This is a genomic window from Metaclostridioides mangenotii, from assembly GCF_018917235.1.
Taxonomy (GTDB): Bacteria; Bacillota; Clostridia; order Peptostreptococcales; family Peptostreptococcaceae; genus Metaclostridioides.
Genome location: NZ_JAHLOF010000006.1, coordinates 1 through 23,116 on the forward strand (window position 1 = coordinate 1; position 23,116 = coordinate 23,116).

The following is a 23,116-nucleotide window of genomic DNA, read 5'->3' on the forward strand; positions in this document are numbered from 1 at the left end:
AGATTACTTTTGTATGCAAACACAAAACCATCTACATAACTTCCTTTGTAACCTTCTTTTGTTACATCTATTAAATATCTTTTAAGATCTACTAAGCTATAATTTTGTTTATATCTTTTTGCAAAGGCTTCTAGTCCTTCTATATAGCCAGTTTTGTAGTCTTCATCAAAGAAATTTGTATCTAATTTAGTTAGTAATATATCTGTTTCTAAATCTTGTATTTTCATAATTATGCCTCCTGTGGTATAATTAACGTAATTAAATTTTGTAATTCTTGAATTGAGCCATTGCCGTGGCTCTTTTCTTTTTGTTCTTCTCTTTCTGAAATAAGAAGTAGCCCTTTTCTGATTTCTTTTGCCATTTTTAATTGTGACTTTAAATCATTCACAACAGCTTGTTGATTTTCGATTCTACCTTCATCTTTTGAACAATATTTAATCGCAGTTCCTTTGATTTCAGTTAATCTTAATTCATTATCTTTTAACATTCCCTCAACTGTGTTGATACTTGCATCTACAAATATTTCAAATTCTTCCATTAGCTTGTCCATCTAATTTACCCCCCTTAATATGTAAAATTTATTTCTATTTGTTTTAATCTTTTAAATGTTCTTTTGAACCAGTAAAAGTCTTCATATGCCCATCTAAAATGTTTGGTCCTAGATTCGCATAGCTCTTTGAATATATCAAAGTCCTTAACATTCATAAAAACAACACCTCCTAGGTATTTTTATTTTCCGCTAATTTTTTATGTCTACATTTAATATCTTTGCTATATCGCTCAATCTGACGGCTTTTACTTCCCTCTGACCTTGTTCATATTTTGTAATTGTATGAACTGATATATTTAATTTGTTGGCTAACTCACTCCTGGAAAACCCTCTTTTACGCCTAAAGAATTTGATATTACTTCCTGTAGATATTTTAATCGCCTCCTATGTTTGTCCAATTTATTTGTTTTCCAATTCTGAAATCCTATTATGTTGTTGACTATTAACCTCTTCTAGATCTGCGATTCTATCGTATAGATGACTAACGTTATAAGTGGCTAATGCCCCGATTGCTAAACTTGATAATATTAAAATTCCTGCTATTATCTTTGATAATTTGTTCATTTTATTACCTCCTGCTTGTACTATTATTATTAAGAAGTGCCTAAGCACCTCATTAAATTACTTACTGTTATTCCGCTTTTGTTTTTTCTAACTTCTCCATTTCAATACGAGTGTAATGTTGAATTTTTATCCTTTTTACGTCATCTAGTACTCTTTGTATTTCTTCCTCGGTCATTTTACGTCCTAACACAGTCTCTGGAGAAACTACATAGCCTTTTGTCTTTCCGCCATTAAGTAAATAGCTTGCATCGTATTTAACTTCCATGTCTCATCCCCCCTTTTTACATAAGATATGTTTTAATAAATTTGTCCTATGCGAATCAACCTCCTAATTAATTTGAATGTATCCGTCTTTATTAAGCATTGTAATGATTTTATCTATACCTTTATTTGTAAGATACGTCTTATAACTGCTTTCTAAAGACCCTCTATATAAATAACAACCACTTTGTCTTTTAATCATTAAACCTTGCTCTATGTACGCTTGGTACGGTGAGTTGTCTTGCCTTAACAGCCCTTTGCTCCTTAAATAGCTGTACATGTTGTTTCTTCCTAAATCTTTTATCGCTATTGACTTAGAAAAGTCATCTATTGTTGTAAGCCCTTCACTATTTAGGAATGTTGACCATTTTTCAGCTTTTGGTTTTACTTCTAACAATTTTTGCCCTTGCTCTCTATTTACCAATTTCAGTTGCTCTTTTTCTTTTTCCGACTCTACCAAACTTTCTAGGGCTTCAATGTAATTTGTAGGTAGCTTTGGATTAAGGTTTTCTTTAACTCTAAAATATGTATCCTCTAAATTGTCAAACTGCTCCCATGCTTTATCTGTGTCTAGAATTTTACAATGTCTATTTGCTCCTCTTTCTGTCCAAAGATATAGTTTTGGAGCGAATTTAAGGTTGTCATATTTCATATGATTACCTTTAAACTCTTTCAATTTCTCACCATCAAGAAAATAGTAGTGTTTACCTTCTTCAAACTTATCTTTATTGTTGTTAAAATTATTACTTATGTTCTTTGTGTCTGTTCCATATACTTCTGCAAGTAATTCTGTTGTTATTACATTTTGGTCTTTGAATTTGATTGGTTCTAAGTTATTCATAATTATCCCCTTTCATTTAATTAGTTTTCATTTTGTTTACCATTTGAATAAAAAAGATCCTCAAAAGTTATATTAGGTATTTCTTTTTTTATGTATTTGTATATTTTTAACATTTCATCTTGATTGAAAGGTTTATAACCCTTCTCTTTGTACCAGTAAGCGGTTGAACCTATATTTGCTATTTTCGCCATTTCTAATTGAGTTAAGTTAATAAATTGTCTGTATTTTTTTAAATTCATATATTCACCTTCTTTGTTTTCATTTCGTTAACTACATTATAGTTTTCATTTCGTTAACTGTCAACACTTTTCTAAAAAAAATATTCAATTTGTTAACAACTGTTATCAATATGTTAATATTATGTTATCATTTAGCTAATTATAAAATATAAAAGGAGATTTTAACAATGTCAGAAAATTTGTTTGGAAATAGATTAAAACAATTAAGATTTGAAAAAGATATGACCGGAGAAGAATTAGGAAAAGTATTTAATGTAACTAAAGTTGCTATAAGCAATTGGGAAAGTGGAAGAAGATTTCCAGATCAAGATACTCTAATACACATTTGCGATTATTTTAATGTATCAATAGATTATTTGCTTGGAAGAACTGATAACAAAAGTCCAATTTCTGATATTGATACTAAAAAAATAGAAGAATTAACTAACAATAATGAAGATATGCATAATCTAATACGAAAACTATACGAGTTAGATCCAAAAACACAAAACAAAATAAAAAAAATGATAGATGCTTTTATTGATGACGATATGTAATTAGACAGAGAGAGGCTTATAATACCTCTGTCTGTTTTTTTATTATATATTTGTCTCGCTTTTTTGAAACATCTTCGTAGTATACGGATTTTATAATTCCTTCAATTTCAAAGAATTCTTTTGGATCTTGTGCTATTATTCCTTGTAATTTCTTTAAATAATTAATTTTTTCTTCGCCCACTCATATACCCCCATAATAATAAATTCTACACAAAATATCAAACGCATGTTCTATATTTTTATGATACAACAAACCTTTTATTTACACAACCACAATATAATATTTAATATAATTTAAAGAAAAGTTTTACATATACCTCCTTAATGCCTTATTTATTGTTATATTAATACAATTCTATAACTGGAAAATATTTACTTTCGGTAAATTATGTCAATAATTGTAGTTTATAAAAGAACAGTATATAATAAAAAAGAGCAGCTTGCGCTACTCTTTTAAAAAATATCTTAAATTCTATTTTATATTGTAATCCCTATTAAAGACCACCACATCAATAGACTCTGCAGTAATAACATCTCTTTAGTTATAATACTCTACTCTCCTAATCAATTAATTCTAATTTCAATATACTTTGAATGAATTATAAATGTTCCTGTATTTATTTTACTATTTTCATCACTATCCAGAATATAAATTGTTCCAAATGACAAATATAATTTATTAAAAATTAGGTTGGGAGTATTTTTCTATTTTTGTTATTTCTCCATTTGGATGTACATAAAATGAGTAAAAATTGTTTTTGTTTATAACTAATGCATAATCAGCTTGCGATTCATACTCACCAACAAGTGCAATTATATAATAATCCTTCAAGTAAGGCAACATTACCTTCTTATTTAAATCTTGTGAAGAAAGAATCTTTTTTTCTTCCCATTGACTTGCCACTTTATTTGCTTTTTTTAATGCTAAATCTTGATTTTCTACTTCATTACCATTTTTATCGTAGTATCTCCATCTTCCATCTTTTGCAACCCATCCGATCTTGTTATTGGTGTCAGTTGGTGGGTTTCCAAAATCATTCTCAATAGGTTCACCTATTTTCTCATATTCCGACTCGTATATAAATTTATCTCTATATTCATCATAAGAATATTGCATAAGTGTTCCCCATGAGTTAATTAGTGCAATTCTATAATCTCCTTGTGCTTGGTCATGAACAATAATTTCAATTCCTTTTCCTTTAGATGTTTCTAGCCAATCAACTACTTCAAATGGTACATTATTGATTGTATTTTCTCTTAGATAAAGCCAATTAAATTCAATGTCATCATCCTCAAAAACTTCACTATACCAGTTTCCGATAATAGCATCTAATTCTTGCGGAATTGGATCTATAATCTCTTTTATTATTTTGCTATCTATTCCACCTAGAGCTGTTATTTTAGTTGCATCTTTTAATATAGATTTGTCGCTTCCTTTTTCTACTAACACTATTGGAGTTTTCTTTGCAAGTGTTGACCCAGTAAGTGCATCAACTAAATTATATGCTTTACTTATATAAAACTCACTTACATTACCATAAAACTCTTGAATTATTTTTTTATTAGTATCAAATCTATCAGCTCCACCGATTCTCTTTGAATTAGTATTATTAACTAACTCATTACTCATTGATGCAGTTCCACCTATTGCATAACTTTTAAGCCCTGTAGTATTGTAAGAAACATTCTTCCCATCTGTTAGAATTATAGGAGCTTTATCTCTTACGGCTACAGAAGCAACACTCATGGCATCAGCTTCGCCTTTAAATGCATTTGTGAATATAACTTTGTTAATATCATTCGTTATTGATTTAACTTCATCAGCAACGTTGTAACTAGTTTCAATTCTTCCTTCACCACTAATTCTCTTAACTTCAATTCCTTTTTCTTTAAGGAAAGATTCAGTGTTTGAATCAATAGAGTTTTCTCCACCAATTAAGTAGACTTTTTTTGTTTTCTCCACCCTCGTTAATGTAATATCTGGTATAGAATTCTTCTTTGTAAGTAAAATCGGTGCACCAACTGCTCCAGCCAGTCCACTTGCGCTAAGGCCATCTGCTAATGAATTATCAGAGTTAACTAATATAGCTATCTCATATTTCTGTTGGTCAGCGATTAATGCTGCAGTCTCATATCTATCTTTGCCTTGTATTTTGTCGATTGAATCTAATGCATTAGCATTTAGATATGAACCTGATAACAAAGCTATTGATAAGCCCACAGTTATAATTTTTTTGCAAAACTTCATAGTAATTTCCCCCTTAATCATTTTAATGTCATTATACAAGAAGGAAAAGAATTATTTTGTCAAATAATGTAATATTTCAACACAAGTTATTTTTATGATATTATATATCCATAAGTTAAAACGAGTTTTTAAGGGAGGATAAAAAATGAACGTTGCAATGTATTTACGTAAATCTCGAGCCGATTTAGAGGCTGAAAAACATGGTGAATTTGAGACTTTAGACAGGCACAAGTCTACTTTATTAAAAGTTGCTAGAGAGAAAAGTTTAAACATAGTTGAAATAAAAGAAGAATTAGTTAGTGGTGAAAGTGTAAATAATAGACCTAAAATGATTGATCTACTTGAAGAAGTTAGTGAAGGTTTATATGATGCTGTACTTGTAATGGACATTGATAGACTAGGTCGCGGTAATATGCAGGATCAAGGTCTTATCTTAGATACATTTAAACAAAGTAATACCAAGATAATTACTCCGCGTAAAATTTATGACTTGAATAATGAGTTTGATGAAGAGTATTCAGAGTTCGAAGCTTTCATGGCTCGTAAAGAGTTAAAATTAATTACTAGAAGAATGCAGCGTGGGCGTATAAAATCTATCGAAGAAGGTAAATTTATAGCTCAAAGCGCTCCATATGGATATAAGATTGAATATAGAAATAAAGATAGATATTTAATAATAGATGATGAAAAATCCTTGGTTGTAAAGATGATATATAAACTCTATAATGAAGGAAATGGTGCACGAAAAATTGCTAGCTATTTAAATGCACTTGGACATAAAACATCTACAGGACGAAGTTTTTATGAAAAATTAGTAAGAGATATTCTAAAAAATAAAGTGTACTGTGGATATGTTACCTGGAATAGTGTTTCTAGGAAAGGTACCAAAAGTTCGAAAAATGAAGTTTCAAAAAAGATAATTGTCAAAGGTATCCATGATCCAATAATCTCTGAAGATTTATGGAATGAATGTAATCATAGGTTAAAAAGTAGATATATTTCTCCGACTCCAAATAATAAATTAGTAAACCCACTAGCAGGAATAGTTAAATGTAAATTATGTGGTTATACACTTGTTGGAAAAAGAAATACTATTAAACAAGGCGATGGTTCTAATACATATATTAGATATATGGTATGCACTAATTGTTCGAATAGAGCTACTAAACTAGATGTTATGGAAAAGTCTATATTAGAAATTCTTGAAAGATGGCTAATTGAATATAGGATTGATTTAAAGAATAATGATATTGCTGATACCCAAAATACTACTGTTAATGATTATAAAAAAATGTTATCTAAATTCGAGAAAGATTTAAAAGACTTGGATATACAAAAAGATAATTTACATGATTTACTTGAAAAAGGAATATATGATACCGATACATATTTAGTTAGATCTAAGAAAATAGGCATCCGCTCTGAAGAAATAAATAAATCTATTGATGAATTAAAAAAGAAAATTAACAATGAATTTAAAAAAGAAAACTCTAAAATTAATCTTTTACCAAAGCTTGAATATTTATTACAGAATTACCAGGAGTCAAATATAGAAGAAAAAAATAATTTATTAAAATCAGTCTTGGATAAAGTTGAATATACTAAAACACACAATAGACGTGATGAAGATGACTTTGATATTGTTCTATTCCCTAAATTACCTTACTAGGATATATTTATTAATATTGCTCTCCTTAGTGTTATAAACAAACTGATAACCAATTCGGTGTTATGGCTGGAGCATTTGCTGGTGGTGAAGCTGATTTTACTACAGCATTTGAGCCAACTGCTACAACTATGGAAAAGGAAGGTAGCGGTCATATTGTATCTTCAATAGGAAAAGACTCTGGAGAAATTCCATTCACTGCATATTCTGCAACAAAATCTTATTTGGAAAACAACCCTGATCTAATTCAAAGATTTACAAATGCAGTATACAAAGGACAATTATGGGTTCAAAAAGCATCTGATAGAGAGATTGCTGAAGCTATGAAACCTTTCTTTGAAGATATCTCTATAGAAGATTTAACTACTGTTGTTAACAGGTATAAATCTATTGATGCTTGGTCACAAGACCCTATTCTTAAAAAAGAAAGCTTAGATAGACTTGTAGCTGTTATGAAAGAAGCGAAAGAACTTGATAAAGATGTATCTTATGACGATATTGTAAATACTGATTTCGCTAATAATGCTATAAAAAATATTAAGTAATAATTTATTAGCCTCAAATCTATTCATACTTAGATTTGAGGCTAATCTTTTTTACATATTGATTTTTTATTCTAAAATATTCTTCTAATGCTATTTTGCCATTGCATATATATTTTCCATATCTTTCTCATCTAGAATCTTAAAGCCACCTATAGTCCTCTTGCCCTTAAAGCTGCAATTATGAGCGAGCTCTTTAACTTGCTCATTTGTTAAATCAATTCCTAATTCTTTAATAGAAGTAGGCATCTCAACTCTTCTGAAGAAATCTTCCATAGCTTCAATCCCTTCTATAGCTACACTCTTATTATCTTTTCCTTCAGAGGAAACTCTCATTACATTTTTAGCGAGCTTTGCAAATCTAGATGGATCTTTCTCTAACACATATCGAGCCCAACTACCCCAAATTGCTGATAAACCAGCTCCATGTGCAACATCGAACATACCACTTAACTCATGTTCTAATTGATGACATGACCAATCTCCGCCAGCACTTCTAGCTCCTGTTAGGTCATTGTGAGATAGACTTCCTGCCCACATAATTTCTGCTCTTGCATTATAATTATTAGGTTCTTTCATAAGTATTTCAGCATATTTTATCACTGTTCTAAGTAATCCTTCGCTTATTTCGTCTACTAATTCCATTCTCTCATTTTTTGAAAAATAACGCTCTAATGTATGCATTAAGATATCAACGCATCCTGAACTTGTCTGATACGTTGGAAGTGTAAATGTCAATTCAGGATTTAATAGTGCAAATGTACATCTTGAATAGTCTGAATTGCTGCCTCTTTTCTCTCCGCTATCATCTTTAGTTATGACTGATGAATTGCTCATCTCACTACCTGTAGCTGATAATGTAAGAATAGTGCCTATTGGAAGGCATGACTCAGGTACCCTTTTTCCACTGAAAAAATCCCAAACATCTCCATCATTTGTTACTCCAAAACCTATAGCTTTTGCAGAATCTAAAACGCTACCTCCACCAACAGCTAATATAAAATCAACTTTTTCTTTTTTACAAAGTTCTATTCCTTCATATACCTTTGATAATCTTGGATTTGGTACAACCCCACCAAGATTTATGTAATCCACGCCGGCATCATCCAGTGATTTATACACTATATCTAATAAACCTGATTTTTTTGCACTAGAACCACCAAAGTGAACTAAAACTTTTTTATAATTTCCTTTCTTAATAAGATCCCCTGCTTTATTTTCAACATCTCTCCCAAAAAAAACCTCTGTTGGCGTAAAGTATTCAAAATTTACCATATTTATACCTCCTAATTTGTAATTTAATAACATTATTTTAGTTTATAGCATAATTTTTTAAATCTATAATTTTAGAATACTATTTTATTTTTAATTTAGCAATGATTAAAAAATATTAGTTTATTTTTAATAGGAGATTGTAATCTGGATTTGGTTGAAGAAATTTACGATATTAGTGTGATTCAATTCTAAAATATAAAGAAATATGCTAACACTACAATTCCTAGTACTATTCTATAATATCCAAAAGACTTAAAATCATGTTTTTTAATATAATCCATAAACAATTTTATCACTACAATAGAAACTAAAAACGCTACGATTGATCCTACTAATAGAACCAACCATTCAAAACTACTAAACGCAAATCCAGATTTCAATAATTTTATAGCACTAGCTCCTAGCATTGTAGGTATTGCCATAAAGAAAGAAAACTCTGCTGCTACGACCCTAGATGTTCCAAGTAACACTGCGCCTATAATCGTCGAACCCGATCTAGATGTTCCTGGAATAAGTGCTAGACACTGAAATATACCTATAAGAAATGCGACTTTATACGAAACGTCCTTAAAACTGTTAAACTTCGGCTTGCTATTCCTATTTTCTAGCATTATCATTATGATCCCATAAACTATTAAGGCAATGGCAACTACTGTTGAGTTATAAAAAATATCGTGAATCTTATCTTCAAATAATACTCCTACTATTCCTATTGGTATTATAGAAATCACAACTTTTATCCATAAATCTATAGTTTCTTTCATTTGAGCTTTGCTTTTATCTTTATCAAATGGGTTTAGCTTTCTAAAAAATATCAAGACAACTGCTAGTATAGAGCCGAACTGAATAACAACTAAAAACGTATTTATAAATGTCTTAGAAAAATTTAACTTTACGAACTCGTCAACTAAAATCATATGACCTGTACTACTTACGGGTAACCACTCTGTAATTCCTTGTACTATACCTAATAGTACTGCCTTTAAAATTTCTACAAAACTAAATGCTTCCAATACTTTCCCTCCTATTTATTTTGTAATTTTTAAATAACATTTTCAAATCTAAATTACCTCACATCATCTTTTGCAAAATACATCCAACTTGCAATAATACCAATAATAAAAGTTAATATAATAATTAAATATGCAGTTGCATACGGTGTATTATATTTTTCAATTATACCAGAAACTGCTAAATGCGATGTAGTCCATGGAAAGTATACGCCGAGATCTGAATTTGACAGCATAATATTAGCCATTACTACTGAGGCCATAAATATTATAGGTGCTATGATATTTTTTGAATATAATGTTATAAAAACAACTGGAGAAGATGTTAAAAATAAAAATACACCTCCTAATAAGTAAGCTTTTATAGAAATAATAATATCTTGTGTTCTTAAGTATTCTGCTCCACAAATAAATCCGAATACTATTGTGGATATCCAAGATATAATTGTTAAAAGTAGTATCCAAATAAATAGAATTATATACTTTGAAAATAAATATTTTGCTTTTGAAATAGGTACTGTAAGAACCGATTTTAGAGTATTTTCTGAGTACTCTCTACTTATTAAATAAGCCGCTATTAAACCGTAAAGAATTAACCCGAATAACATCATTATATAAAGGTTCGTGCTTTCAAATAGATCGGCAAAGGTGATAATTTTATCAGGATTATCAAACTTAGATTTCACTATCTCTCCAGAAATCATTAATGGAGCTATCAAAGCTCCTATTAAACTTAAATTAAAAATTTTACACCTCTTTAGTTTTAAAATTTCACAATATACTAACTTAACCAATCTTCCCACCACCAATCAAATTTGAAAAGTAATCTTCCAAACGCTCTTCACTTATATTAAGTTTAAAAACATCTATATCATTCTTTACAAATAGTTTATTAATCTCAGCTCTTTTATTAAAATCTGTATAAATACGAATGCTTCCATCCCCTTGCACTTTATAGTCTCTAATATTGTATTTTTCCTCAATTAGCAAACATGATTTATTTTCATTTGATGTTTGAAATTCTAAATATTGTCTATTTCTTTTATGAAGTGCGTCCATAGATACTTCTTCTATCATTTTTCCATCATGCATAACCCCAACTGTATCTGCTAATTGCTCGATTTCATTAAGTATATGACTAGATATAAATATAGTAGTTCCATTCTCTTCACACAATCTTTTTAAATAGCTTCTTATTTCTTGAATTCCTACAGGATCTAAACCATTTATCGGTTCATCTAATATTAAAAGCTCAGGCTCATGCATAATTGCTGAGGCGATGCCTAACCTTTGCTTCATACCCATTGAATAATCGACAAATGGCTTTTTTAGCTCTTTCTCTAATCCAACTATTTCTAATGCTTTCTTTATCGAATCTTGCCTTTGTATTCCTCGTAATTTAGCGAATATATTTAGATTTTCTTCACCCGTTAAATTTTCATAAAATCCTGGATATTCTATGATTGATCCAATTCGATTGTACACATCTTTTGAATTTTTATATTTTCTGTTTCCAAATAGCTCGATTTCTCCAGAAGTAGGTTTGGTTAAGTTCATTAGCATTCTCATAGTTGTTGTCTTTCCCGCACCATTTCTTCCGAGTAATCCATAAATCTCTCCTCGTTTTACATTTATATTTACTGAGTCTACACTTTTTTTGTCACCATATTTTTTTGTAAGTGATATTGTCTTAATAATATAATCCATTTTAATTCCTCCTGTTCTTTTAATATTATATCAAGAACCTACTTACACTAAGCTTAACCAAATCTTACAATTTTCTTAATTTAAATTTAAACACAAAAAACGTACATAAGTACGTTTTTATGAAATAGGGAAATACAATATAAATTCAGTTCCGAATCCATGTTTACTTTTCACATCAATTTTTCCGTTATGCATTTCAATGAATTCTTTTACGATACTAAGCCCTAGACCACTCCCTCTATTACTTCTAGACTTATCACATTTATAGAGTCTATCAAATATAAATTTTAGGTTTTCTTCTTCAATGCCTTCTCCATTATCTTTTACGAATATTTCAACATATGAATTAGATTTTTGTGTTTTAAGTTCTATATAATTCCCTCCGTATTGTAATGCATTTTGTAATAAATTTGAAATTAATCTATTGAATGCATTTTCATCTAAATTTACATTGTATTCATCATTAGATATATCAACTACCAAAGATATTTTATTTTTTTCAAATACTGGACCCCATTCAATTATATTTTCTCTCAATAATTCGTTTATATCCTTAACTTCTGGTGAAAATTGTATTTCTCTCGATCCAATTTTAAACCACTCAAATAAGTTGTCGACTAATACTTTTAAATCGTATGCTTTTTTTCGAGATGTTCTAATGTACTTTATTTTTTCATCCTCTCCTAAAATATCGCTATCCAAAGCATCTAAGTAACCAAGTAATGACGTAAGAGGAGTCCTTAAATCATGTGATAAGCTAGTCATAAGCTCTTTATTTGCTTGTTCTGTTCTTTTTTGATCTATTAATTTTGTATGATAAAATCTTATCAGTTCATTTGTAGCTAAGCCTACTTTAGAGAATAATCCTGATTCTGATACAAATAATTTATTTTTATTATTCTTTTCAACCGATTTTAATACATATATTAGTTCTTTAAGCTTTGACCTATAAATTAGGATATAAATAATCAATGAAAAACATATGATAACTAAAATAATAATTATTATATTCTTAACCAATATTATTCACCTCCAAATTTATAACCAACTCCCCATACAGTTTTAATAAAACTTGGGGAATCAGGCTTAAGCTCAATTTTTTTCCTAAGTCTTCTAATATGTACCATAATATTATTGTCATCAAATGCATAGTCTTCTTCCCAGACATTTCTATATATTTGTTTTTTTGTAAACACTTTTCCACTGTTTTGTGCTAGAAAATACAACAAATCAAATTCTTTTGCTGTTAGATCAACTTTTTTATTATCAACTACAACCTCTCTAGTGTCTGGATTTATTGCCAATCCGACAAAGCATAGTTCTTTACTACTTAACCCATCATTAAAATATGTATATCTTCTTATAAGAGATTGAACTCGAGCAATGAATTCATCCATACTAAAAGGCTTGGTTAAATAGTCATCTGCTCCTAATCTAAGACCTGAAACTTTATCTATCTCACTATCTTTAGCTGTTAACATAAGTATTGGTACTGAGCTAGATTTCCTAATCTCCGATAAAATTTCAAAACCGTTTTTTTGAGGTAACATTATATCTAATATTAAAAGTTGATAACTATTTTCTAGCGCACCCTTTAATCCACTATCGCCATCATGTCTAAAATCGACCGAATAATTTTCTGTTTCAAGATATTTTTTTAATACTTCACAAAGATCTTTATCATCATCTACAACCAAAATTTTATGACCCATATGCAAGCTCCCTTTCAGTTTAAAATACGCAAAATTTTTAATCTATAATTATATACAAATATGTCTATAATTATAGATTAAAAATACAGAAATAACTACAAAAAATAAAAAAGGACTGTAGAGACAGCCCTTATGCATTTGCAAAAGTATATATAGCATCAAGCTTTGTTACAAAAAAACTTTCCTCTTTGGAACCTATATATCTTGCATATTTTTCAATTTTTTCTTTCAACTTATCGTAACTATCAAAATTACTTTCTCTATTTTCAATTAAAGTATCTATATAGCAATTCATTAGATAATCTTTATATTTATCCATTGAGTACCCTAAAAAATTTGTGAGATCATCAATTTGATAAAATAAATCTCCATCTTCTTTTATTAAAAACTCATACAGATCCTCTCGATAAGGATTTAATTCAATAATTTGTTTAACTACCTTACACTCATCTGGTTTGCTAATGAATCCATCTTTATAATTATTAAAAAGTGCATTTGATTGGCTTATTGCTTCTTCATCTATATAAGGTCGTACTTTTGTTATTTTATTTTCTAAAAGTACATCTATTACTGCAAAATGTACATTAAAAAAATCATCTTTTATAAAAGAACTTATTTTATCTACTGCTGACTCAATCTCCTGAATATTTACTATATTGTTTTTCTTATTTTTATTTGGTATTAAGTATGTTTTGTTGTAATTGTTAAAAAGTCTATAAAAATCCAAATATTTATCACAATAAATGTCTTTAAAAGTATCTACATCTATTGTTATAATGTCATAACCAACTATTGTTTCGACACCTAGTTTAAAAGACTCTGTTAGATACTTCTCACCTAGCTTTAAACCTCTTTCAGAAACCTGCTTTAGAGAGTGAAAATTTTTTATACATTCATCTCTAAATCTTTGACTTTCTTTAATTGCACTAAATTTAAACAATTTTCTAATTTTATTGTAATTTTCCATTTGAACATCAAACTTAATATTTGCACCATTTATATCAAATGTAATCATATAATTATACCTCCAAATATATCTTATGTATAATTAATTTGATTACAAATGTAATTATCCTTCTAAATAAAATATTTGTCTAAACTTTTCCCTATTATGTATTAGCTTAAAGTAGATTTAGCATTCCAATATTATCGGTAAAAATACTGCTGGTAGCAGATTTGCCACCTTTATTTTAGTGATCTCTAATAGATTTAAACCAATGCCAATTATAAGTAAACTACCTACAGCAGTTAGTGCTGTTACTACTGCATCACTAAGTAGAGTAGCTAAAATTGAAGCTCCTATAGTTATCAAGCCTTGATATAGAAATACTGCAACAGATGAAAATATTACTCCAATACCAAGTGTAGTTGTAAATATAATAGCTGAAATCCCGTCTAATAGTGCCTTTGTAAAAAGAGTTTGATGATTCCCTGTTAGACCGCTTTCTAGTGCTCCTACTATTGCCATAGCACCGACACAGTAAATCAAGCTAGTTGTTACAAATCCTTTTGCAATAGATGTTTCACTATCTTTATCTTTAGAAAGTTTATTTTGTAAAAAGTCTCCTAGTTTATTTATTTTATTATCTATATCTATAATTTCTCCTATTAATCCACCAACTGCGATACATACTACTGTTATCAGCGTATTTTCGCCCTTTAAGCTCCCTTCAATACCTATGTAAATTACGCACAGAGCCAAACCACTCATTATCGTTTTACTAACTCTATCTGGTATACCCTTTTTAATAACCAAACCGACCAAACATCCAATTGCTATTGCCAAACTATTTACGATTGTCCCTAACATGTCCTATCTTCCTTTTCTTGTAAATATATCATCTCCGACAATGTGATGTCTTACTTTAATTTACTTTTTATCCTTCATGAAATACTTATAGATCCTATATCTCGATCTTTTCTATAGAGTTCTCCAGATTATTTAAAAACTTTTCAAATCCATCTAAAGATAAATTAACCATCTTAGTATTTATATTTGGGTGGAAATTTAAATTCTCACCATTAAGAACATCTATATCTATATACAATTTAACCTTATGTTCAAAATCGTTCATAAGAGAGAATGGATTTACACTTCCAGGTGTTAATTTTAAGACGCTAAATAATCTTTCGGGAGAAGCAAAAGATAATCTTGAAGAACCTATCTTATCCTTTAGGGATTTTAAATCTACTTGCTTGTCATCTCTAACAACAATTAGATAGTATTCACTGCCTTTTGAGTTCCTTAAAAACAAGTTTTTACAATGAGTTCCTTTTGCTACATCTTTTATTACTACAAGTTGTTGAGCCGTATAAAGAGGTTCGTGTTCGATCAAATTATACTCTATACCTAAATTCTCAAGGGTTCTGTATACTTTATTTTCGTTTTCGAAAATTTCCTCTTTTGATAATTTATTTTTTTCCTCCATAGTTTAGCCTCCTTTCAAATTTTTTAATTTTTATATTACGTTTGACTATATAACGTAATTAAACAAGATTTCATAATTAACTAAATTAATATTTAATTACGAAAATTGAACTTACTAAGACTAATTATATCTCTTTATTCAATAATATTCTAGTTTTTTCTACATTATTTTATAGATTATTAAATAGATAAAAAACAATATAAATATAATATCGATCTATAAAAATTCAGTTGGTTTTTCTGCAAATTCTTGAAATGACTTTTTAGTAAAAATAGTGTTCTCTCCTAAGAATCGTCTATATCTTTTCTCTTCTTTTTTTAATGTGACCTCTTGTTTATCTTGATGGTTATTGTAAACAATAAATTTCAGTGGTGGCTTTCTTCTACATCCTTGCACTCTTTTTAACAGATATTTTATATGTATATCTGCTTCAGGAAATGAATAACCGCAAAATACAACCGAATCTGCTTCTCTAAGTGCTTTTTGAGTTGCATTCCATACTTTTGTAATGTGAATATTAGATATATTCTTAAAGTATGTTGGTGGTATTACAATAGGAACTGTGTAATCACCGCAATCCAAGCATCTGGTTTCTCTTGACCTTTGGAGTTGTTTCATAACTCCACCCTCATAAGGTGTTATAGTTACCCCATTACAAACTGGACAGTAAAGCCAGTTTAAGGAACCGTGAATCTTGTACAGTTTTATAGCTGGCTCTGTAGGCCTTCTCCAGCTATTCTCTATATCAAAATTAGTGAAATCTATACCATAATCTAGCATTACATAGTTATTTATCTTATCACTCAAAGTTACAATAGTATTATCTATACATATATCATAATTGGTACTTATAAATGTAGTATCAAGTAAAAGCTCTTTATCTATTAAATTTCTAATTAACATATTATGATTAGTATTTTCTACATCTAATTTTGTATTTAATACCTCCGCCATTAGAAAAATAAGATATTGCCTCATATATCTTATACTATCGCTCTTTTTATTTATATCTTCTAATCCAAAGTTTCTAAAAGATTCTCCTCTTTGTTCTGCTAAATCTAATAGTCCTAGAACTTCCTCAAATGTAGGAAAATTAACTTCGTCCATATTGTCTTTCATAACATCTATACCAAACATTTGCTTAAAAAATCTAAAAAGCTCTATATTCATTTCACTTTCAAAATCTTTTTCTTTGAGATTTTTAAAATAAGCGCTAAAAAGTTCATTTTGTATAGGAAAATTATCTGATGCCGAAGCACCGGCACCTAAAAAAACAATTAATTTCATTACACTACTCCTTTTAAGTATCTTTATAATAAACGAGGTGTCAAATTTAGATATATCAAAGTATATATTTCTAAATCCAACACCCCCTAATTAAATTTATTCTATTAATTTATACTAAACTTGAGATATATTAAAGCATAAGAAGTTCATATATTGCTAAAGCATATATCTTTGACGCTTTAACTAAATCGTTTATAATTGCAAATTCATTAACTTGGTGCTCTGTTTTAGGGCTACCTGGGAAAATTGATCCAAATGCAACACAGTTTTCTAGAGCTCTAGCGTATGTCGCCCCCCCTGATGATACTGGAGATCCGTCAAGACCTGTTTCCTCTTCATAGACTTTTCTCAAGGTGTTTACAAGTATACTATCTTCTGGAATATATATAGAATCTAAAAAATCATACTGCTCATACTCTAATTGATATTTTTGTGCTGTTTCCTTTAAACTCTTTACAATATCTTCAATCTTATATGATACTGGTACCCTGATATCAAGTCCTGCAATTTCTTTACCATCTTTTATCAATAATTTCCCAGCATTTACAGTTAGCTTACCTGATATATCATCTTTACAGTCTTTAACAATATTTTGTCCATTTGCATCTTCTCCAATAACCTCAGCTAAAAATTTTATTGTATTCGATTTAACTCCAATATTGTTTAGCGCTATACAAAGTCTAGTCAGAGCATTTATACCTGTTTCACTTACAGCAGAGTGAACACTCTTACCTTTTACAGATATTTTATTTTCATCCACTATGTACCCAAAATTTAACCTATTTAATTCTTCTTCCAATTTATTAATATGTTTCCCGATATAAATCGCTTTACCTGGAACAGCATTTAAAGATTCACCTACACTTAAATCTATATCACTGGTACTTTTACATTTTAAATTTACTTGCAAAAGCCCTTTTTCTGCATTAATAATTGGAAATTTAGAATCCGGCGTAAATCCGTACGTTGGTATTTCTTCTCCATTTTCTTTGTATTTATTTATACATCTCCAAAGATTTTCTTCATCTGTTCCAAATATAAATCTTATACGTTTATTAAAATTTAAATCTAAATCCATAAGAGCCTTCACTGCATATATTGCAGAAATAGTTGGACCCTTATCATCTTGAGCTCCTCTTCCGTAAATTTTCCCATCATTCACAACACCATTGAATGGAGGAAATTCCCAGCTCTTGTAACTGCCCTCTGAAACAACATCAACATGCCCTAAAATTCCAATAATCTCATCACCATGACCTATTTCAGCGTATCCATAATATCCATCTTTATAAACAGTTTTAAATCCCAACGACTCACATAAATCAAGCATGTACCTAAGCGCCTTATCTATATTTTCACCAAATGGATAAGTTCCCTCTTTTTCAGAAATAACACTAGGTATTTTTATCGCCTCTTGAATAGAGCTTATCATCTCACCTTGTAAAGAATCTACTTTTTTGAGTATGCTTTGTTTCACAATATCACCTCTAATATTAATCATTTTTATCTTATATAATATAAAATATTCTTATTTTTTTAGTTTATTTATATACTCAACCGCTTTTAGAGCACCCATTTTAGAGTGATCAAATGTAAGTCCACCTTGAAAATAAACATTATATGGAGGTCTTATTGGTGCGTCGGCACTTAATTCTATTGATGATCCTTGAATAAACGCACCAGCGGCCATTATAACTTCACTTTCATAACCGGGCATATCCCAAGGCACTGGTGTTACATAAGAATCAACTGGTGCTGCCGCCTGTATACCCTCACAAAATTTTACTACTTCATCAGCATTATTAAGTCTTATACATTGTATAATATCACTTCTTAGATCATCGTATTTAGGAAGCACATCGTAACCTAATTTTTCAAAAAGTCTCGAACAGAAAATTGCCCCCATAACAGCTTGAGATACTATATACGGTGCTATAAAGAATCCTTGCAGTACGCTTCTTGTAGTACCAAAAGTAAGACCACATTCTTTTCCAACCCCTGGTGAAGTCATTCTATAAGAAATTTGCTCTATTAAATCACTCTTCCCAGCAATATATCCACCTGTAAGGGCTAAACCTCCACCTGGATTTTTAATAAGTGAACCAGCCATTACATCAGCGCCGACATCTGTAGGTTCCTTGGTATCTAAAAATTCACCATAGCAATTATCAACCATTACAATTAGATTAGGATTAACTGATTTTACCGTTTCTATAGCTTCTTTTATATCATCAATTGATAGAGATTTTCTCCAAGAGTAACCCTTTGATCTTTGTATCATAACTAACTTAGTTCTATTATTTATTTTATTCTTTATCCCATCTAAATCTACATTTCCATTTTCTAAGAAATCTACCTGTTCATATGTTACTCCGTATTCTTTAAGAGATCCCTTTTCTTCTCTAATTCCTATTACACCTTCAAGAGTATCATATGGTTTACCAGTTATCGAAAGTATCTCATCTCCTGGTCTAACTAACCCTTGTACACATAATGAAAGTGCATGTGTACCATTTACAATTATAGGTCTAACTAAAGCGTCCTCTGTATGGAATACTTTTGAATATATTTCTTCAACTTTTTCACGGCCAATGTCGTTGTAACCATATCCCGTTGTCCAGTTGAAATGTTGATCGCTAAGTCTAGCTTCCTGCATTGCATTTAATACTTTATATTGATTATATTCTCTAATTTCTTTTAATTCATCAAATTTATACTCTATATCAGATAAAACCTCTTCAGATAGGTTAAAAATTTCATCATCTATATTGTACATTTGTTTTAAAAATTCTCTTGTTTCATTTAACATTTTATCACCTTTTGTCCTTCAGTAATAACTAAAGCAGATAAAAGCTTCATTTTAAACAGCTTTTATCTGCTTTTATTAGTACATCTATTTATTTTGATTGTTGTTTCCTAGCCCTATGTATTTACTAGGCTTGATGCTAGCAATTGCATGTTTATATATCATATGTTGAGATTTATCGCTTTTTTCTAATAAAACAATATAACTATCAAATCCCTTTACCACACCCTCTAAATTAGATCCATCAAGTAAATAAACTGTAACCGCTATTTTTTCTTTTCTAGAAGTGTTTAAAAATAGGTCTTGCAAATTAAGAACTGTATTTCTCATCGAGTTTACCCCCTATATAATAATTAAACTAATTATATCTCATCTCTATCATTCTACATAATATAAAGCATTTTTTCAATATATAGCAATATTTCTTTTTTTAACTCTTTACTATTTAGTTTTTCAATATCAAACCACGAAGCTTCTTTATATCTTTTAAACCAAGTAATCTGGCGCTTTGCATACCTTCTTGAGTCTCTTTTTATTATTTCTACAGCTTCTTCGTAACTGTATTCACCATCAAGATATTTAATTATCTCTTTGTATCCTATACCCTGCATAGATACTAAATCTTTTGTGTATCCCATATCTAAAAGATCTTTTACTTCATCTATCAATCCATTTTCAAGCATTATATCGACTCTTAAATTTATTCTATTATATAAATTCTCTCTATCTCTATTTAAAACAATAATAATTGGATAGTAATTTTCATTATATTTAAGGTCTTTTGAAAAATCGTTCATTTTTTCACCGCTTAATTCAACTTCCAAAGCTCTAATCACTCTTTTAGTGTTGTTTTTGTGAATTCTGTTTGCAACTTCTTCGTTTAGTTCTCTAAGCTTATTATGCATAAAATCCTGGCCGTATTCATCTAATTCAAGCTGAAGTTTATCTCGAAGTTCTGTATTAGCTTTAGATTTTCCAAAATCCATATCATATATCAAAGAATTTAAATAAAGCCCCGTTCCACCAGTTACTATAATATTTTTCCCTCTTGCGTGTATATCTTCAATATACTCTTTAGCCCTCTGTTGAAATTCAGATACTGAAAATGGATAATCAGGCTTAACCTCATCTATCATAAAGTGCTTGATGCTGTCCATTTCTTCTTTGGTAACTTTAGCACTTCCTATATCCATATATTCGTATAACTGCATTGAATCAGCCGAAATTATCTCAGCATCTAAAGATTTGGCCAACTCTATTGAAAGATCCGTCTTTCCAACTGCTGTAGGACCAGTAAGTATAATTATAGGTATCTTATTCATAACTTTCCTCTCCACTAAAAATTACATTACCCTTTTAAACATTTTCTCTATCTCATAATTTGATATCTCAACAATAATTGGTCGCCCATGTGGGCATGTAAATGGGTTATCGCATTTTTCAAGTTGTTCAAATAAACTTTTTATTTCTAAATCGTAAATTTTGTCATGTGCTTTAATCGCTGACCTACATGCCATTGATGCAAACCTCTCTACTTTTAAATCATAATTACTCTTTATATCTTCAAGATTATCTATTATTTGTAGAATAAATTTCTCTGTCTCAGGAACGCCGAATATAGTTGGGACACTTCTCACCATAACATGGTTTTTCCCAAATATTTCAACTTCAAATCCAAATTTCATAAAAAGGTCAAGATTTTCTTCTATATATAGCATATCTACATTAGAAACTTCCATCACTATTGGATCTATTAACATCTGCATATTTATGTCTTGTCTATAAAATTTATCCATATATCTCTCGAATAGTATTCTCTCATGAGCAGCATGTTGATCTAATAAAAACATAGAATTTCTTTTTTCTAATACTATATATGTTTTAAAAAGAACTCCAACCACTATGTAATCAGCTAAGTATAGACTAAATTCTCCGTCTCGTTGTATAGCTCCATTTTCTTCTTCATTTATAAATTCTATTTTATTTTTACTTGTAAATTCACCTTGAATGTTTTCTGGCTTTTCCTCAGATTTTTTTATTATTAATTCTTCAATGTTACCATAAGAATTCAAAACATCACTTACAGATTGAAATTCATTTATAGGTACTTCATCAATATTAACAGGATTAAAATTACTAGACTTATTAAACTCTTCTAAGGTATTCATACTTGTATCTTCATTATTTATATTTGATCCAAATACTTTTTTCGTCTCTTTAATAACATCATATACAGTTTTGTTTTGATCATTATTTTTATTAACTTCATTGTATACAATGTTACTATTAGTCATTGCTTTATCATTAGTATTATTATCGGCATTACCAAAACTATTCCTTCTTGTTTCATTTACAGTACTAGCTTTGTCATTAAGTTTAGTAGTTTTTAAATTACCATTAGAAACAATTGATTTTTTATTGTCATAAGTTTTATACTTACCTATAAGATTTGATCGTAAAAGTCTCTGCTGAAGGTAATCTCTAAGTTCAATATATATCTCATGTTCTTTTTCAAACTTTACTTCTAATTTGTTTGGATGTATATTTACATCTACTTTAGAAGGATCTACAAATACATTTAAAAAACAAACTGCATGTTTTCCTATAGGTATTATAGACTTATAACCTTCAGTAAGGGCATTTAATACAACCTTACTTTTTACAAATCTATTGTTTATATAAATATGTTGAAGATTTTTATTCGATCTATACAAATTATTATTGCTAATAAATCCATTTACTTTAAAGTATCTTGATTCAAAATTTACATCTATCAAATTTTCAGATACTTCTTTTCCATATATACTTCTAATAGCACTTAATAAGTTTCCATCACCAGGTGTATTCAACATATTTCTTCCATTATTTATATATTTAAACTGTATACTAGGATTACCTATTGCAAGTTTGTTTATCCAATCACTTATATTTATTGTTTCAGCGTGAGTAGACTTTAAAAATTTCTTTCTAGCTGGGGTATTAAAAAATAATTCTTTTATTGTAATGGTTGTTCCATTTGGTGTACCTATAGGATCTTTAGATACAATTTTACCACCTTCAAGTGAAATTTTTGTACCTATAGGTTCATCCTTAGCTTTAGTGATCATTTCAAGCTTTGAAACTGCAGATATAGATGACATTGCTTCACCTCTAAATCCTAGTGAGTAAATTTCGTAAAGATCATCTACGTTTTTTATTTTACTCGTAGCATGTCTTAAAAAACACTTCTCTAATTCACTAGAATCTATTCCATCACCATTATCTACAATTTTTATTGATTCTTTTCCCCCGTCTTTTATCTCTATACTAATCTTTGTCGAGTTAGCGTCTATTGAATTTTCAACTAGTTCCTTTAAAACAGATGAAGGTCTTTCGACAACTTCACCTGCTGCTATTTTATTTATGGTAATATCATCTAGGATATTGATTCTATTCATAATATA

At 29.4% G+C, this 23,116-nt stretch carries 27 protein-coding genes; 3 read left to right on the top strand and 24 right to left on the bottom strand.

Annotated elements, in window-relative coordinates:
• The 7 genes from KQI18_RS09590 to KQI18_RS09620 form a co-directional block, all read right to left on the bottom strand.
• Nucleotides 1-227: hypothetical protein (locus tag KQI18_RS09590; RefSeq protein ID WP_216467582.1), on the bottom strand; the 227-nt coding region annotated here is incomplete at its 3' end.
• A 2-nt stretch (nucleotides 228-229) separates the two neighbouring features.
• A complete protein-coding gene (locus tag KQI18_RS09595; protein WP_216467584.1) occupies nucleotides 230-550 on the bottom strand; it encodes a hypothetical protein in 321 nt (106 codons plus the stop codon).
• Nucleotides 551-739: 189 nt separating this feature from the next.
• On the bottom strand, nucleotides 740-928 hold the full coding sequence (locus KQI18_RS14565) for a helix-turn-helix domain-containing protein (protein WP_216467859.1): 189 nt from the start codon (nucleotides 926-928) through the stop codon (nucleotides 740-742).
• A gap of 21 nt (nucleotides 929-949) precedes the next feature.
• Nucleotides 950-1,114 (bottom strand): hypothetical protein, encoded by a 165-nt coding sequence (locus KQI18_RS09605; protein ID WP_216467585.1) that lies wholly within the window; start codon nucleotides 1,112-1,114, stop codon nucleotides 950-952.
• A gap of 67 nt (nucleotides 1,115-1,181) precedes the next feature.
• The gene (locus tag KQI18_RS09610) at nucleotides 1,182-1,379 is read right to left on the bottom strand and encodes a hypothetical protein (protein ID WP_216467587.1); all 198 of its coding nucleotides are present in this window, start codon (nucleotides 1,377-1,379) and stop codon (nucleotides 1,182-1,184) included.
• Nucleotides 1,380-1,442: 63 nt separating this feature from the next.
• The gene (locus tag KQI18_RS09615; protein ID WP_216467588.1) at nucleotides 1,443-2,216 is read right to left on the bottom strand and encodes an ORF6N domain-containing protein; all 774 of its coding nucleotides are present in this window, start codon (nucleotides 2,214-2,216) and stop codon (nucleotides 1,443-1,445) included.
• A gap of 20 nt (nucleotides 2,217-2,236) precedes the next feature.
• Entirely contained in the window at nucleotides 2,237-2,455 is a 219-nt protein-coding gene (locus KQI18_RS09620; protein ID WP_216467589.1) for a helix-turn-helix domain-containing protein, read from the bottom strand.
• 167 nt (nucleotides 2,456-2,622) lie between these two features.
• On the opposite strand from KQI18_RS09620, the gene KQI18_RS09625 reads away from it, so the two are divergent.
• Nucleotides 2,623-2,991, top strand: a complete 369-nt coding sequence (locus tag KQI18_RS09625) for a helix-turn-helix domain-containing protein (RefSeq protein ID WP_216467590.1) — start codon at nucleotides 2,623-2,625, stop codon at nucleotides 2,989-2,991.
• Nucleotides 2,992-3,007: 16 nt separating this feature from the next.
• Here the strand turns inward: KQI18_RS09625 and KQI18_RS09630 are convergent, their stop codons facing one another.
• A complete protein-coding gene (locus KQI18_RS09630) occupies nucleotides 3,008-3,172 on the bottom strand; it encodes a hypothetical protein (protein WP_216467591.1) in 165 nt (54 codons plus the stop codon).
• A gap of 498 nt (nucleotides 3,173-3,670) precedes the next feature.
• Complete coding sequence (locus KQI18_RS14330) at nucleotides 3,671-5,239, bottom strand: cell wall-binding repeat-containing protein (protein WP_216467592.1); 1,569 nt, start codon at nucleotides 5,237-5,239, stop codon at nucleotides 3,671-3,673.
• 145 nt (nucleotides 5,240-5,384) lie between these two features.
• Between KQI18_RS14330 and KQI18_RS09640 the strand changes: the two genes are divergently transcribed.
• Together KQI18_RS09640 and KQI18_RS09645 are read left to right on the top strand one after the other, a co-directional pair.
• Nucleotides 5,385-6,908, top strand: a complete 1,524-nt coding sequence (locus KQI18_RS09640) for a recombinase family protein (RefSeq protein WP_216467593.1) — start codon at nucleotides 5,385-5,387, stop codon at nucleotides 6,906-6,908.
• 62 nt (nucleotides 6,909-6,970) lie between these two features.
• Nucleotides 6,971-7,450 carry an ABC transporter substrate-binding protein gene (locus tag KQI18_RS09645; RefSeq protein ID WP_236887725.1) on the top strand — a complete coding sequence of 160 codons (480 nt, stop codon included), beginning with the start codon at nucleotides 6,971-6,973 and terminating at the stop codon, nucleotides 7,448-7,450.
• Between the two features lie 90 nt (nucleotides 7,451-7,540).
• On the opposite strand, the gene KQI18_RS09650 is transcribed toward KQI18_RS09645, so the two are convergent.
• The 15 genes from KQI18_RS09650 to mutL form a co-directional block, all read right to left on the bottom strand.
• Complete coding sequence (locus KQI18_RS09650) at nucleotides 7,541-8,722, bottom strand: iron-containing alcohol dehydrogenase (RefSeq protein WP_216467594.1); 1,182 nt, start codon at nucleotides 8,720-8,722, stop codon at nucleotides 7,541-7,543.
• Between the two features lie 188 nt (nucleotides 8,723-8,910).
• Nucleotides 8,911-9,735 carry an undecaprenyl-diphosphate phosphatase gene (locus KQI18_RS09655; RefSeq protein ID WP_216467596.1) on the bottom strand — a complete coding sequence of 275 codons (825 nt, stop codon included), beginning with the start codon at nucleotides 9,733-9,735 and terminating at the stop codon, nucleotides 8,911-8,913.
• Between the two features lie 53 nt (nucleotides 9,736-9,788).
• Complete coding sequence (locus KQI18_RS09660; protein ID WP_216467597.1) at nucleotides 9,789-10,526, bottom strand: ABC transporter permease; 738 nt, start codon at nucleotides 10,524-10,526, stop codon at nucleotides 9,789-9,791.
• The gene (locus KQI18_RS09665; protein WP_216467598.1) at nucleotides 10,519-11,439 is read right to left on the bottom strand and encodes an ABC transporter ATP-binding protein; all 921 of its coding nucleotides are present in this window, start codon (nucleotides 11,437-11,439) and stop codon (nucleotides 10,519-10,521) included. The genes KQI18_RS09660 and KQI18_RS09665 overlap by 8 nt, the downstream gene beginning before the upstream one ends.
• A 117-nt stretch (nucleotides 11,440-11,556) precedes the next feature.
• Nucleotides 11,557-12,459 carry a sensor histidine kinase gene (locus tag KQI18_RS09670; RefSeq protein ID WP_216467599.1) on the bottom strand — a complete coding sequence of 301 codons (903 nt, stop codon included), beginning with the start codon at nucleotides 12,457-12,459 and terminating at the stop codon, nucleotides 11,557-11,559.
• A 2-nt stretch (nucleotides 12,460-12,461) separates the two neighbouring features.
• Entirely contained in the window at nucleotides 12,462-13,151 is a 690-nt protein-coding gene (locus KQI18_RS09675) for a response regulator transcription factor (RefSeq protein WP_216467600.1), read from the bottom strand.
• A 130-nt stretch (nucleotides 13,152-13,281) separates the two neighbouring features.
• A complete protein-coding gene (locus tag KQI18_RS09680; protein WP_216467601.1) occupies nucleotides 13,282-14,166 on the bottom strand; it encodes a kinase in 885 nt (294 codons plus the stop codon).
• A gap of 117 nt (nucleotides 14,167-14,283) precedes the next feature.
• A complete protein-coding gene (locus KQI18_RS09685) occupies nucleotides 14,284-14,961 on the bottom strand; it encodes a DUF554 domain-containing protein (RefSeq protein ID WP_216467602.1) in 678 nt (225 codons plus the stop codon).
• A gap of 94 nt (nucleotides 14,962-15,055) precedes the next feature.
• The gene (locus tag KQI18_RS09690) at nucleotides 15,056-15,580 is read right to left on the bottom strand and encodes a prolyl-tRNA synthetase associated domain-containing protein (RefSeq protein WP_216467604.1); all 525 of its coding nucleotides are present in this window, start codon (nucleotides 15,578-15,580) and stop codon (nucleotides 15,056-15,058) included.
• Between the two features lie 216 nt (nucleotides 15,581-15,796).
• Nucleotides 15,797-16,867 (bottom strand): SIR2 family protein, encoded by a 1,071-nt coding sequence (locus tag KQI18_RS09695; RefSeq protein ID WP_216467605.1) that lies wholly within the window; start codon nucleotides 16,865-16,867, stop codon nucleotides 15,797-15,799.
• 130 nt (nucleotides 16,868-16,997) lie between these two features.
• Complete coding sequence (locus KQI18_RS09700) at nucleotides 16,998-18,344, bottom strand: M20 family metallopeptidase (RefSeq protein WP_216467606.1); 1,347 nt, start codon at nucleotides 18,342-18,344, stop codon at nucleotides 16,998-17,000.
• A gap of 51 nt (nucleotides 18,345-18,395) precedes the next feature.
• Nucleotides 18,396-19,676 (bottom strand): aminotransferase class I/II-fold pyridoxal phosphate-dependent enzyme, encoded by a 1,281-nt coding sequence (locus KQI18_RS09705; protein ID WP_216467607.1) that lies wholly within the window; start codon nucleotides 19,674-19,676, stop codon nucleotides 18,396-18,398.
• 84 nt (nucleotides 19,677-19,760) lie between these two features.
• Nucleotides 19,761-20,003, bottom strand: coding sequence for an RNA chaperone Hfq (gene hfq / locus KQI18_RS09710; RefSeq protein WP_216467608.1), 243 nt, complete (start codon nucleotides 20,001-20,003; stop codon nucleotides 19,761-19,763).
• A 53-nt stretch (nucleotides 20,004-20,056) separates the two neighbouring features.
• Nucleotides 20,057-20,995, bottom strand: coding sequence for a tRNA (adenosine(37)-N6)-dimethylallyltransferase MiaA (gene miaA / locus KQI18_RS09715; RefSeq protein WP_216467609.1), 939 nt, complete (start codon nucleotides 20,993-20,995; stop codon nucleotides 20,057-20,059).
• Between the two features lie 21 nt (nucleotides 20,996-21,016).
• On the bottom strand, nucleotides 21,017-23,113 hold the full coding sequence (gene mutL / locus KQI18_RS09720) for a DNA mismatch repair endonuclease MutL (protein WP_216467860.1): 2,097 nt from the start codon (nucleotides 23,111-23,113) through the stop codon (nucleotides 21,017-21,019).
• Nucleotides 23,114-23,116 lie beyond the last annotated feature (3 nt).